The sequence below is a fragment of the Thermotoga petrophila RKU-1 genome, assembly GCF_000016785.1.
In the GTDB taxonomy this organism is placed as follows: domain Bacteria; phylum Thermotogota; class Thermotogae; order Thermotogales; family Thermotogaceae; genus Thermotoga; species Thermotoga petrophila.
Genome location: NC_009486.1, coordinates 446,322 through 459,542 on the forward strand (window position 1 = coordinate 446,322; position 13,221 = coordinate 459,542).

The 13,221-nt window shown below is 47.2% G+C and carries 7 protein-coding genes; 1 reads left to right on the forward strand and 6 read right to left on the reverse strand.

Going from position 1 to position 13,221, the window contains the following annotated elements:
• Positions 1-15: 15 nt before the first annotated feature.
• Positions 16-1,863 (forward strand): ABC transporter substrate-binding protein, encoded by a 1,848-nt coding sequence (locus TPET_RS02320; protein ID WP_011943102.1) that lies wholly within the window; start codon positions 16-18, stop codon positions 1,861-1,863.
• 50 nt (positions 1,864-1,913) lie between these two features.
• On the opposite strand, the gene rpoC is transcribed toward TPET_RS02320, so the two are convergent.
• The 6 genes from rpoC to rplK form a co-directional block, all read right to left on the reverse strand.
• On the reverse strand, positions 1,914-6,986 hold the full coding sequence (gene rpoC / locus TPET_RS02325; protein ID WP_011943103.1) for a DNA-directed RNA polymerase subunit beta': 5,073 nt from the start codon (positions 6,984-6,986) through the stop codon (positions 1,914-1,916).
• A gap of 16 nt (positions 6,987-7,002) precedes the next feature.
• On the reverse strand, positions 7,003-10,794 hold the full coding sequence (gene rpoB, locus TPET_RS02330) for a DNA-directed RNA polymerase subunit beta (RefSeq protein WP_011943104.1): 3,792 nt from the start codon (positions 10,792-10,794) through the stop codon (positions 7,003-7,005).
• A 190-nt stretch (positions 10,795-10,984) separates the two neighbouring features.
• Entirely contained in the window at positions 10,985-11,371 is a 387-nt protein-coding gene (gene rplL / locus TPET_RS02335; RefSeq protein ID WP_011943105.1) for a 50S ribosomal protein L7/L12, read from the reverse strand.
• A gap of 15 nt (positions 11,372-11,386) precedes the next feature.
• Entirely contained in the window at positions 11,387-11,926 is a 540-nt protein-coding gene (gene rplJ / locus TPET_RS02340) for a 50S ribosomal protein L10 (RefSeq protein WP_011943106.1), read from the reverse strand.
• Positions 11,927-12,067: 141 nt separating this feature from the next.
• The gene (gene rplA, locus TPET_RS02345) at positions 12,068-12,769 is read right to left on the reverse strand and encodes a 50S ribosomal protein L1 (RefSeq protein WP_011943107.1); all 702 of its coding nucleotides are present in this window, start codon (positions 12,767-12,769) and stop codon (positions 12,068-12,070) included.
• A gap of 23 nt (positions 12,770-12,792) precedes the next feature.
• The gene (gene rplK, locus TPET_RS02350; RefSeq protein ID WP_011943108.1) at positions 12,793-13,218 is read right to left on the reverse strand and encodes a 50S ribosomal protein L11; all 426 of its coding nucleotides are present in this window, start codon (positions 13,216-13,218) and stop codon (positions 12,793-12,795) included.
• Positions 13,219-13,221 lie beyond the last annotated feature (3 nt).

The following is a 13,221-nucleotide window of genomic DNA, read 5'->3' on the forward strand; positions in this document are numbered from 1 at the left end:
AAAGGGGGTTTCGTTATGAAGAAACTGTTTGTGCTGTTTCTGGCAATCCTGTCAGTTCTGGTACTGGCCGAAGTGAAAAACCCTGACACCATAATCGATGCCACCATTGGAGAACCCGACACTCTCGACCCACACTACGCCTATGACACGGCGAGTGGCGAAGTTATCTACAACGTGTACGAGAACCTGATCGCTTACAAAGGAGAAAGCCTCACAGAATTCGAACCACGCCTTGCGGAAAGATGGGAAATTCTGGACGACGGGAAAACTTACAAGTTCTACATCAGGAAAGGTGTGAAGTTCCACGAAGGAGGAGATCTCACACCAGAAGACGTGGAATACAGCTTTGAGAGAGGTCTCATCTTCGACCCAACAGCGGGTCCCATGTGGATGCTCTGGGAAGCCCTGTTCGGTGTGGATTCACTGGAAACTTTCGTCGAGGAAAAGATCGGCAAGCCTTACAGCGAACTCTTCGACGAAAACGGTGAGCCGCTTCCAGAGTACAGAGACGCCCTCATAAAGATCTACACGGATTACATCGATCCCGCCATCGAAGTTGAAGGTGACGCCGTTGTGTTCCACCTCGTGAGACCCTTCGCACCGTTCATGTACATACTCGCCCAGAGCGCCAGCTGGAGTGCTGTCCTCGACAAAGAGTGGTGTATAGAGATAGGATGCTGGGACGGAAGAGCCGATACCTGGTGGAAGTACCACGATATCAGAAAAGAAGATTCTCCTCTCTACGCGAGAATGAACGGAACTGGACCCTTCAAATTCGTCGAATGGGACAGAGCTCAGCAGAAAGTCATCCTCGAGCGAAACGACAACTACTGGAGAGAACCCGCGAAGATCAAAAGAGTTATCATCTGGGGAATCGACGAGTGGAGCACAAGAAGGGCGATGTTCCTTCAGGGAGACGCCGATATCTGTGCTGTCCCAACCCAGTACCTCGAGCAGGTGGAAGGAAAACCCGGTGTCACCGTTATAAAGGGACTTCCTGAACTTGCGGTAACATCCCTTCACTTCGCGTGGAACGTTCCCGAAGACAGCAAGTACATAGGCTCTGGAAAACTCGACGGAAACGGAATACCACCAGACTTCTTCACTGATGAAAACGTGAGAAAAGCCTTCATCTACGCGTTCGACTACGACACATTCATAAACGAAGTGCTCAAAGGTCTTGGTAGAAAGATACCAACAGACCTTCCAGAAGGACTCCTCGGATTCAACGAAGAGCTGCTGAACGATCCAGACGCTCCACACTTCGATATTGTGAAAGCAACAGAGTACTTCAAGAAGGCATGGAACGGAGAAGTCTGGGAGAAAGGATTCAAGATCACACTGCTTTACAACACCGGTAACGATGTGAGAAGACAGGCCGCGGAGATGCTGAAGGCATACATCGAGATGATCAATCCGACGAAGTTCAAGGTCGAAGTGAGAGGCGTTCAGTGGCCTACGTATCTCGACGCAACCAAGAGAGGAGAAGTGCCTGTCTTCATCATAGGATGGCTCGCAGATTATCCGGATCCTCACAACTTCATCTTCACATACTACCACAGTGCAGGAGTTTACTCTGGAAGACAGGGTGAGAACTTCAGGAAGTTCATTTCCACACCACATCCCGACCTTGGTGGTAGAAGCCTCGACGAGCTCATAGAAGAAGCGATCGCGAAGACCGATCCCGCAGAAAGACAGGCACTCTACGAAGAGATCCAGAGGTTCGCAATGAAGCACGCCCTTGGTATGCCTCTCTACCAGCCGCTCGGTGTGAGAGTCCAGAGAAGCTGGGTCAAAGGATGGTACTACAATCCAATGAGACCTGGTGACGACTACTACGTGCTCTGGAAAGCAGAAGAGTAAAAAATAAAAGGGGCTCCTTTCGGAGCCCCTTCTTCTTTTCTCTTTGTTTCTCACGCGAGTTCTTCTTCCACCGCGGCCCTTGGGGTTTCTTCCACCTGAATCCCCGCAAAAACGTCGAGCCCCGTTCCTGAGGGTATCAGCTGACCAACGATCACGTTTTCCTTCAATCCAATGAGTGGATCGACCTTCCCTTCGATCGCCGCCGCAGTCAGCACCCATGCGGTTTCTTCGAACGCAGCCGCGCTGAGCCAGCCGGGGTAGTTAAGAGCCGCTTTCTTGAGCGACAGGAGTCTTCTCTTGTACTTGATAGGTTCCTTCGGAAGAATCTGGTACGTCACAACTTTATCTTTTTCGAAGACGTCGATCTCTTTTATTCCCGCTTCTATGATCTTCTTCAAAAGTTCCTCGGTCACTTCATCGCCTTTTTGCGCGAGTTCCACGAGTTCTCCCTCTTCTGTTTCCGCGATGATCCTCTTTGCGAGCGTCTTTCCTATGACCCACTTCCTGTTCTCTTCCACTTTCGCATTTCCTTCGAGGATTTCCCTGTTGAATCTCTTTATATCCACAAGTGGTACAAGCTGGTCCGGTAGATAATCGCTGTCTCCAGGATCGACGATCGTTGCCATGCTTAGCATCTGTTTGAATATGATCTCGAAGTGCTTGTCGTGTATACTCACACCCTGCTGGACGTAGGCGTTCTTTATGATCTTCAAAAGATTCATCGCCGTCATTACACCTTTTTCTGATTCGAGCTCCAGGAGTTTCCACCACACAATGGCGCCGCTGGTGAGGGTTTCTCCTCTCAGGACTTTCTGGCCTTTCTCTACCCTTACTTTCGCTCTCTTCGGTACTTTGTAAGCGTGGATGTTACCGGCGTAATCCTCGACGTAAATCACCGTTCTACCGCTCTCGTCGGTTGCTATGTCTTTCACGAAACCATCGACTTCACACAGAATCGATTCGGATCCATAGTATTTTCTGATTTCTTTCTTTCCACCGCTCTTTTCTTCTCTCAAGAACGCGTACGGTTCGAACGTCTTCTCCACAGTTGTGAGACCGCTGACGATGTCGCTCGCACCCATGACTCCTCCAACGTGGAAAGTCCTCATCGTGAGCTGTGTGCCGGGCTCTCCTATGGACTGAGCGGCCACGATTCCCACCGACTCACCGACGTTCACTATCTTGTGGTTGGAAAGATCCATACCGTAGCAGGCAGCGCAGACGCCGTACTCAGACTCACAGGTGAGAGGTGATCTCACAATGATATCGGGTCTCACGGGAACTTTTTCTATTCCATTTTCTTCGAGCATTTTCGCCACAATCTCGTTTATCACTTCCTGGTACACAAGAAGCTGTCTTTCACCTTTTTTATCGTACAAAGGTTCCTCCTCCGCGTAAACGGTTCCAACGACAGGATAGACCTTCACCTTTATGCGGTATTTCCCTTCGTTCTTAGCGGCTTTTACCACATCCCAGGTGAGTTCCGTTCCTTCTTCGTACTCTCCAACGGGTTCCGCAATTTCAGCGTACATGTTGGGGAGTGAGAGTTCTGTTATGTCTATCTCTTCGTATCTCACAACATCAACCATCTTCTTGTAAGAAGCCAGGAAATTCGCGTCGTCGTCCGTGAGCATGGTGTTTCTCGTGTACTCCTTGCCCGTTTCTGGATTCTTCAAAACTTCTTTTGTTTCTGGATCAAGTACATCCTTTGCGAGCACTCTACCAAAGAGGAATTCGTTCATCTTTTCTACAACTGTTCCTTCTTTTATCAGGTCCATAGCTCTGATTCCCTCGTGGGTTCCACAGTCGGGTTCTGCTACTGTAACACTCTGGGCCACATCCACAAGACGCCTCGTCAGATATCCCGCGAAGGATGTGTTCATTGCCGTGTCAACCTGTCCTTTTCTGGCACCGTAGGTGGATATGAAGAACTGCAGGATGTCAACGCCCTCTCTGAGGTTCTTATCAACCGGGTAATCGAAGGTGAGTGCTTCGTGTATCGCCTGACCCTTGAAGATCTTGGATTTTATTTCCCTGGATCTCGGGTCGTACGCCTTGATCATCAAACCTCTGATACCAGCGAGTTGTTTCACCTGATCTATGTTACCTCTGGCACCAGAGTTCACCATCATGTATATGGGGTTGAACGGATCCTCTGCAAGTGTTCTGGATGTGAGCTTTGTGATCTCCTCTGTCACACTCATCCAGAGTCGTATGATTTCGCTCTTTCTCTGCTCCTCTGTCAAGAAACCCTTTTCGTAATTCTCTTCGATTATTCTGACCTTCTCCCAGGTCTTTCTGAGAATCTCATCTCTCTCTGGTGGTATCTTCAGATCCTTCAGTGAGAGAGTCAGCCCGGAAACGGTTGCGTAGTGGAAGCCGATGTCTTTTATGTCATCCAAAAGATCTGCCGCTCTGTCTATACCGTGTCTCTTGAACGTTTCATAGACGAGGGTGTTTATCTGTTTTTTGTCGAAAATTCTATTGTAATCCCTCAAATCCTCCGGAAGGATGCTGTTGAAGATTACCCTTCCCAGTGTCGTCTTTATTCGTTTTTCCTCACCGTTGATAACGACCTTTATCAGAATCGGAGTGTGAAGTTTTATGAATCCAAGGTGGTAAGCCAGCATTGCCTCTTCGGGTGAAGAGAACTTCCATTTCACATCTTCTTCCTTCAGTGAGTCGAATTCTTTACTGACCGTCGTGAGGTAGTAAGAACCTATGATGATATCCTGCGTCGGCAGCGAAATCGGTTTTCCATGTGCTGGGGAGATGATGTTGTATCTCGAAAGCATGAGAAATCTCGCCTCTGCCTGGGCTGCCGCTGAAAGCGGTACATGAACCGCCATCTGGTCACCGTCGAAGTCCGCGTTGAAAGGCGGACACACAACGGGATGAAGCTGTATGGCGTTTCCTTCGACGAGTTTTGGTTCAAACGCCTGGATCGACATTCTGTGGAGTGTTGGGGCTCTGTTCAAAAGAACAACGCTTCCCTTTATCACTTCTTCGAGCACTTCCCAAGCTTCCGGCATCTCTTTTTCTATGATCGCTTTTTTGACCTTTCTCATGGTTTTGCTGGAAGAACCCTCTCCAAGAAGTTTCGCCAGAACAAACGGTTTGAAGAGCTCCATTGCCATTTTCTTTGGAATACCGCACTGGTGTATTTTCAGATGCGGTCCCACGACAATGACCGCTCTTCCAGAGTAGTCCACACGCTTTCCAAGCAGGTTTCTTCTGAACCTTCCCTTCTTTCCCTTCAGGAGATCGGTGAGCGATTTCAGAGGCCTGCCGTTTCTGTCTTTCAAAACGGCTCTTCTGCTTCTCTTTCCCTCCGAATCAGAGCCGTTGTGAATGAGAGCATCAACCGCTTCCTGAAGCATTCTTTTCTCGTTTCTCAGAATGATCTCAGGTGCCCCGAGTTCCAGGAGTTTTTTGAGTCTGTTGTTTCTGTTTATGAGTCTTCTGTAAAGTTCGTTGAGATCTGTTGTGGCGAACCTTCCTCCCTCAATCTGTATCATCGGCCTGAGATCGGGTGGAATCACGGGAACGACCTCAAGAACCATCCATTCGGGTTTGTTGCCAGATTTCAGGAAATCCTTCACCATCTTCAACCTTCTTCTGAGCTTTATCGCCTTCGAGCTGGAAGAAGGTAACTTTTTGAGTTCCGCTTCGATTTCCGCCTGAAGCGCTTCCAGATCCAGATTCTGAAGCAGTTTCTTTATCGCCTGCGCTCCGGCATCAGCCACTATCTTTTCTGGATATATCTGAAGATACGCTTCGTACTCGTTTTCTGTGACTATATCGCCAACTTTCAAGCCTGTCTCTTTGGAAACCTCGGGATCTATATCCGTTATGACCACGATCGGTCTGTCGTTTTCCGTTCTCTCTTCAACATCGAACATGGTTGGATAGTGAGACTCGAAGATTTTGTACTCGGTGGCAGAGAGATACTCTTCCTCGAAGAGGAATCTGTCAGCTAAGTGATCCCCTTTCTTCACCTGGTCGCCGTTGTTAACGTAGACAAGCGCTCCTTCAAAGACAGGATATTTTCTCTCCTCTATAACCTGTTCTACATAGACTTCACCGGTGGAGAGCACTTCGAAGTTTCCGTCTTCAAGCGCTCTTATGTTGAGGTTGGAACCAAATCTCACTGTACCAGATATGCTCGATTTGACGGATGGGAGGCTGGTAGAAGTCGTGATCTGATCACCTTTTTTCACCTTCTGGCCGTTCGAAACAAGAATCTTTGCTCCGTAAGGAGCCGTGAAAACAACCGGCTGATCCTTACTGGTTGTGAGAGGTTTCAACGTAATAGTATTCGAAAGTTCATCTATTTCCACGTGACCGTCAAACGGAGCGTAAACAGGGTCGATTGTCATTTCTTTCGTCAGATCCTGTCCTTTTTCCACTTCCTGACCATCTTTCACAACGAGAATCATTCCAGGGAGCACCGTGTGTGTGGCTCTGGTGATGTTCTTCACTATGATCCAGGTGATTTCCCTTCCTGTGATGGACTTTTCTGTCTTCAAAGTCACTTCTCCATCAATATCAGAAAGAACAGGAGATTTTGGATTCTTCACCACGAACGCCTGCTCAACTTCGAAATCCCACTTTTTCCTGTATATCCTGTACTCGGTCTCGTAGATCACGTCCCCCTGGGAGAACGGAGTATCTTTGGGATCAGTCACAATGAAAGCCCTTTCTATGACACGGCGGCTGCCGTAGTAGATGATGTTTTCCAGGTCTGAAGTGCTCATGTTCAAGAGTGTTCCAAGGACACTCGGTATGCTCTCGAGGTACCAGATGTGCACAGCGGGTGCTGCCAGTTCTATGTGCCCCATCCTTTTTCTCCTGGCTTCTCTGGATTCGACTCTGACTCCACACCTTTCACAGACGGTACCTTCGTATTTCTTCCCCTTGTACTTACCACAGGCACATTCGTAGTCCTTCACAGGACCAAAAATCCTCTCACAGAAAAGGCCGTCTCTCTCGGGCTTGAATGTCCTGTAGTTGATCGTTTCTGGTTTCTTGACCTCTCCTCCAGACCAGCTTCTTATCACTTCTGGAGAGGCTATCTTTATCTGAATTGCCTTTATCTTCCTCTTGAAAGAGGACATTGGCATTCTACCAACCTCCCAATCAGTACTTGTCGATATCTATTTCGTTACCGTTCTCATCATAGAGTCTCACATCGAGCGCGAGACCTCTGAGTTCTTTGATGAGAACCCTAAAGCTTTCGGGAACACCAGGTTCAGGTATATTCATGTTTTTCAGTATGGCTTTGTAGGCTTCGTTTCTTCCTTTTATGTCGTCGGATTTTATGGTGAGCATCTCCGCGAGAGTATGAGCAGCTCCGTACGCTTCCAGAGCCCAGACCTCCATTTCTCCAAGCCTCTGTCCACCGAAGTGAGACTTTCCTCCGAGAGGCTGCTGGTGAATGAGAGAGTAAGGTCCTGTGGATCTTGCATGAATCTTTTCTTTTGCTATATGAACGAGCTTCAGCATGTACATGTAACCGACCACCACAGGATTGTCGAAGGGTTCTCCCGTTCTTCCGTCTCTGAGAACCACTTTTCCATTCGGGTTGTTTTCGTCGTCTCCAAGGTGAAGACCCCTCTTCTTCCTTTCTTCGTAGAGCGGTCTGAGAATTTCGTCTTCTTTCGCCCCTTCGAAAACAGGTGTTGCAAACCATTTTCCAGTTAGTTTGGCGAGCCATCCAAGGTGCGTTTCCAGAATCTGACCGACGTTCATACGTGAGGGTATTCCCAGCGGGTTCAGTACCATCTGAACCGGTGTTCCATCGGGTAGGAACGGCATGTCTTCTTTTGGAAGTATGTTTGAGACAACACCTTTGTTTCCGTGGCGTCCCGCGAGCTTGTCTCCGATGTCGAGCGTCTTTCTTGAGGCGACGTACACCCTGACGAGTTTCAAAACTCCCGCTCCCAGTTCTGCTATATCGTTTTGATCGTAAACATCGACCCTTATAACTCTTCCCTCAACCCCGTGAGGCAGCCTGAGAGATGTATCCTTCACGTCTCTTCCACGTTCACCAAAAACAGATCTGATGATCTTCTCTTCTGGTGTTGTGTCTCCTTCACCTTTCGGTGTCACCTTTCCAACCAGTATTGCCTGAGAACCCACTCCATAGTCACTCACAACGTACGCTCCAACTCTGATGATTCCGTTCTCGTCGAGATTTTTCAGGAGTTCTTTGCTCACGTTCGGTATATCAGCGGTGATCTCTTCAGGACCGAGCCTCGTTTCTCTTGCTTGAGTTTCATAAACTTCTATGTGGATCGACGTGAAAACGTCTTCTTCAAGAAGCTCCTGACTCACGAGAATAGCGTCCTCGTAGTTGTAACCTTCCCATGGCATGAAGGCGACGAGGATGTTCCTTCCGAGTGCCAGTTCTCCCATGTCGGTTGCCGGACCGTCGGCTATGGGATCACCCTTCTTCACAAAATCGCCTTCGTTGACAATGGGTTTTTGATTTATCATCGTATCCTGGTTGGATCTCACAAATTTTAGAAGTCTGTATTCATCAACCACTGGATTGCCCTTATCATCGTACATGAGATTTCCATTCTCGTCTGTTCTGTGAACAACGATTCTGGCGGCGTCAACCTCTTTCACTATTCCATCGTGTTCTGCGAGAGTGACATAACCAGAATTTTTCGCTGCTTCCCATTCCATTCCAGTTCCAACAAAGGGTGCTTCCGCTTTCAGAAGCGGGACGGCCTGCCTCTGCATGTTCGAACCCATAAGGGCTCGGCTGGCATCGTCGTGTTCGAGGAATGGAATGAGTGAAGCCGAGACACTGAAGGGCTGTTTTGTTGATACATCCATGAAATCTACTTCTTCTCTGGGAACAAGCCTGATATCCTCACCCACTCGAGCCACTACTCTCTCTGGTATTATGTTGCCCTCTTCATCCACGGGTGTGGTGGCAGGTACAATTTTGAAATCTTCTTCTTCGTTGGCCCTCAAGTAGACTACTTCATCCGTCACTTTTCCATTGACTACCTTTCTGTAAGGAGTCATGAGAAATCCGTATTCATCAATTTTGGTGTATATAGCCAGCGATGTTATGAATCCTATGTTCGCACCTTCAGGTGTCTCAATGGGACACAGCCTTCCGTACTGTGAGTAGTGCACGTTTCTTGCTTCGAAGACTTTGGATTCTCTTCTCAACCCACCAGGTCCAACAGCGGAAACCCTTCTTTTGTGAGTGAGTTCCGACAGAGGGTTCACCTGATCCATGAACTGAGAAAGCTGGTTCATCGCGAAAAACTGGTTGACCGTTGATATGATAGATTTTATGTTTATAAGACTCTGAATGGAAACCTTGCTCAGAGAGTTTATGAGTGTGAGTCTTTCCTGAATGGCCTTCTGTGCCCTTGCGAACAACCTCTCGAACTCTCTCTGGACGAGTTCTCCCACCGTTCTAACGCGCTTGTTCCCGAGATGGTCTTTTGTATCGAAAGGTATCGAAGGAAGCTCCTTGTTTATGTTGGAGATGTACCTGATAGCAGCAAGGACACTGAGATCGGATGTTACTCCATAGTTCCTCCGAAACACCGATACAAGCTTTCTGAGGTCGTAAGAAGCTGTTTTTCTCTTTTCCAAATATTCTTCCTTGAAGATTCTGATCAAATTTCTCAACTCGTAGGAATCTATTTCAAAATCGTTGACGTATCTTCTCTCAAAGTAGTCGAAGAGAATTCTGGAAGCGAGGACTATATCGAGTGGTTTCAGAACGAGAGAATTTTCGTTGTAAACCTTCTTCCTCGCTTCTTCGGGATCTTCTCCCTCAACCTCTATGAGGTACCTGATGTAAGCGTTTCTTAGTCTTTCGTTGACTTTGTACCTTCCCACCTCGGAAAGATCGTATCTTTCTGGATTAAAGAAGAGATCGTGAAGATACCTCTTCGCCGCGTTTATTCTTGGAAGTTCCTCGGGTCGCAATCTTCTAAATATCTCCAGATAAGCGTCCACAACGGTAACTTCGTTTAAACCGTAAATCTTTGTCTTTTCCTCTTCTTCCTCTCCCTCTTCGCCCGAGGAAGACACCAATTCCAGCATCTTTTCAAATGTATTTTGAGCTATTGGATGAACTATTTTTATCTGATTTATGTCATCTATCATCAAAATCCTTTCCGCGAGATCTTTGGTCAGGATATCCCATTTTTCGGCGATCTTCCTGTCACCATCGTAGATGTCTTCAAGCAGAATGGAACCCACATGGAGCAGGAGACTGTCTTCATCGTCGGCATCCAGATAGGTGGGATAAAGAGAGAGGATATCCTCATCCTTTTCATAACCGATCGTTTTCAGAAAGAGGAAAAGATTGACCTTCTTTCCGTCAAGACCCGCGTAAAGAACTCCATCGTAGGGATCGAGGATAACTTCAAGCCATGCGCCTCGAGATGGAAGAAAGTATCCGCCGTACTCTTCTCTGTCGATGTACTCAGACGAGAAGTAAAGCCCTGGAGAAACTACTATCTGATTGACCACAACTCTTTCTGCTCCATTTATTATGAACGTTCCACGATCTGTCATGTAGGGAATGTAGCCAAGGAACACTTCTTCTTCCTTCATTTCACCGCTTTTCATGTCGGTAAGGCGAGCCGTTGCGTATATTGGAACACTGTAAGTTAAACCCTTTGCTTTACATTCAAGGGGATCAACAACAGGTTCTCCTATCCTGGTTGAAACAAATTCAAGGGCAAATCCTCTGTCCGATTTTTTCAAATCTGAGCGAGTCGCCTGCGAATAAATGGGGGAAAATTTTTTGAGGACTTCGAGCAAACCTTCTTCGAGGAATCTTCGGTAGGAAATCTTCTGAATCTCCACAAGGTCTGGAATTGGTAGGGGTTCCTGAGTCTTGCCGAAAGAAACCCTTGTCCTCCTACCGCAAGAGATCTCTTTCATTTTCTCACCTCTCAATGTGGAATAAGAAACTCCCAGGATTTCTCTCCCGGGTTTTGCTTAGATTGAACGGAAAGGAAACAATAGGGTGAGGAAGAGCTTTTGTACCACACTCTATTTATTAAAACACAAAAACCCTGTACCGGCAAGAGGCGGTACAGGGTTGAAACATTCTTTTTTCACAAACGAAAATTTACTTCAGTTCTACCTCAGCACCGGCTTCTTCAAGCTTTTTCTTGATATCTTCTGCTTCCTGTTTGGGAACACCGCTCTTAATGATTGCGTCGGGTGAACCGGCTTTTTCAACGAGATCTTTGGCTTCCTTGAGACCGAGTCCGGTGATCTCTCTGACAACCTTGATGACCTGAATCTTGTTCTGACCGAAGCTCTTCAAAACAACGTCAAATTCTGTTTTCTCTTCCTGAGCGGCACCGGCAGCGGCTCCGGCAACTGGAGCGGCAGCAACGGCCACAGGTGCTGCAGCAGTCACTCCAAATTTGTCTTCGAGCTTCTTCACGAGTTCTGCAAGCTCTGAAACCGTGAGTTTCTCAATCGCTTCGATGATTTCATCAATCGTCATCTTCAAACACCTCCATCATTCGGATTTTTTCTCTTTAATGGCATTGAGCACATACACGAGATTCCTCAAAATACCACTCAGAACAAACACAAGACCGGTAATAGGAGCTTTCACACGACCAACGAGCATAGCGTAGAGCTCTTCTTTGGATGGGAGTTTTGCGATGTTTTCCACTTCTTCTGCCGTGAATTTCTTTCCTTCGAGGAAACCACCCTTGAGCCTCGAAAGATCAGCCTTTTTATCTTTGTAAAAGTTGTAAACTATCTTGACAGCCTCCACAGGATCTCCTTCCGTGACGTAGAGTACAGCTGTAGGTCCTTTGAGAAATTCTTCGTAGCCTTCGTATTCAGCGTTCTTGAGCGCAAGATTCAAGAGAGTATTTTTCACAACCCTGAACCTTGCTCCATCTCCGTACTTTTCTCTCAATTTGGAGCGAAGTTCGGTGAGATCAGCCACCGTGAAACCCAGGAAATCGGCAAAGAGTATCAGCGATGTTTTTTTGAATATTTCACTCATTTCTTCAACTATGAGTTCTTTTTGTTGCCTGGTCAGCAAAGGATTCACCTCCCAAAAAAAATTTTGTGGACCCCGGAGGGTCCACAAAAAGGTCATAGAACCTTTCTGGGACGCCTCCGGCAGGATCTTTAACCCCAAGGGCCCTGCCATCTACGGCGTCTTATTGAGTTTTCGATTGCTTTACTCTTTCAACAGGCTCTGAAGATTCAACTTTATACCGGGTCCCATTGTAGAAGACAAAACCGCTTTTTTAATGAACTGTCCTTTCACACCTGCGGGTTTCATCTGCATGATCTGTCTTACAGCTGAAATTATGTTTTCCTTCAATTTTTCGTTGTCAAAACTCCTTTTACCAACGGGTATGTGAATGTTCCCAGTTTTGTCCGTTCTGACCTCTATTCTTCCTTTTTTGAATTCTTTAACCGCTTCCGCTACTTCCTGAGTTACCGTTCCTGATTTGGGCGACGGCATCAAACCTCTTGGTCCCAAGATCTTTCCGAGTCTTCCAATTACTCTCATCATATCGGGCGTGGCTATTGCAACATCGAAATCGAGAAAACCTTCCTTTTCTATTTTTTCTACCAGATCCTCAGCCCCTACGTAATCTGCACCCGCTTCCAATGCCTCTTTCGCCGCTTCTCCTTTGGCAAACACCAGAACCCTGACTTCCTTACCCGTTCCGTGTGGAAGGACAACAGTTCCTCTGATGTGCTGCTCAGGTTTCCTGTAGTCTATTCCAGTTTGAATGTGGAGTTCTATCGTTTCATCGAACTTCGCTGTGGCAGTTTTTTTAACAAGTTCTATGGCCTCATCGAGATCGTAGTATTTCGTTCTGTCTACGAACTTCCTTGCTTCAAGATACCTCTTGGAGTGCTTCGGCATTGCGCCTCCTCCTTTCCGTTACTTCAGTCCACCACTTCTATTCCCATGCTCTTAGCGGTTCCTTCAATGATCTTCATGGCCGCTTCCAAACTGTTTGCGTTCAAGTCCGGCATCTTTGTTCTCGCTATCTCTTCGATCTGTTTTCTGGTAACCTTTCCAACAATCTTTCTCTTTGGTTCGGAAGAACCTTTCTCCAAACCTGCCGCTTTCATGAGAAGGAAGGAAGCCGGAGGTGTTTTGATGATAAAGGTGAACGACTTATCTTCGTACACCGTTATAACAACAGGAAGAATCATGCCTGCTTTATCCGCTGTTTCGGCATTGAACCTTTTACAAAATTCCATGATGTTTACGCCGTGCTGACCCAAAGCAGGTCCAACAGGTGGCGCCGGTGTGGCTTTCCCGGCGGGCAACTGCAATTTAATCTGAGCCGTTACTTTCTTCGCCATGTT